Annotated in this window: 1 protein-coding gene; it reads right to left on the bottom strand. The window is 36.3% G+C overall.

The features are described 5' to 3' along the window. Nucleotides 1-135: 135 nt before the first annotated feature. Nucleotides 136-663 (bottom strand): hypothetical protein, encoded by a 528-nt coding sequence (locus tag F3J24_RS24765; RefSeq protein ID WP_167011555.1) that lies wholly within the window; start codon nucleotides 661-663, stop codon nucleotides 136-138. Nucleotides 664-818: the final 155 nt, after the last annotated feature.

An 818-nucleotide genomic window follows, 5' to 3' on the forward strand; every position in this document is an offset into this window, starting at 1 on the left:
AGCAAAAAACTGCAAGGTTATTTTAACTGCCGACTGACCAGTGCGAATAAAAAAGAGTTAGTTACCGCGATTGGTTTGCCAGTGCAATATTAATGTCGTGATGAATTTAAATTCCATCCAATAGAATTTATTATTCTACTGAATGAATTCAATATTATTACTTGGTAGAACTATATCTTTAGGTAGTTTGGGAAAAATCACATAAAGCATTCCTGGGTTTTTCCTAAGACCAGATGCATCCATAAAATACCAATCTTTATCATTAACTCCTCGTGAGGCGATCATAAAAGAAGTACTTTTAACGCGTTTCCCGGGCGATTTCATGATCGTAATTTTAGGAATAAATGTAAATATATCATCACCCGCTACTATTGGCTCAGTTGGTTTTCCGATACTCGTACTTTCGATGGATACTCCTGCATTCTTCTGTGCATTAAGTGATTTGTAAATCATGGATTTCATGGCTTCAGTACCACCAGACATCGCAACAATAGGTTTGATGGTCATTTTTACTATTTTATCTACATCATCATTTTCGTATGCGATAAAAATACTGCCAACTTGCTCAGAAAGTTCTTTTTCTTCTTTTGGGGAAAGATCAGCAGCAATACCTAATATTGGCAGAAAATTCAAAGCAAGAAATATATTTTTTAAAATTTTCATTTGCTAATAGATAGTTGGGTTGAAATTCATGCGCGAGACATAAGGTATCTCTGCACTGCAGGTAGTCTTATCCGATCTACGTCTTCAATTTCCTTTTGAGACTGACGGTAGCATAGTTGCAAAAGGATGAGCAGCCAATGGCTGCTCAGGGTCGA

It is taken from the genome of Comamonas sp. Tr-654 (genome assembly GCF_011752915.1).
Lineage (GTDB): Bacteria > Pseudomonadota > Gammaproteobacteria > Burkholderiales > Burkholderiaceae_C > Comamonas.

What these genes read in the sequence shown, in the direction of transcription:
- F3J24_RS24765 (WP_167011555.1), bottom strand. Translation starts at nt 663, where the DNA reads ATGAAAATTTTAAAAAATATATTTCTTGCTTTGAATTTTCTGCCAATA.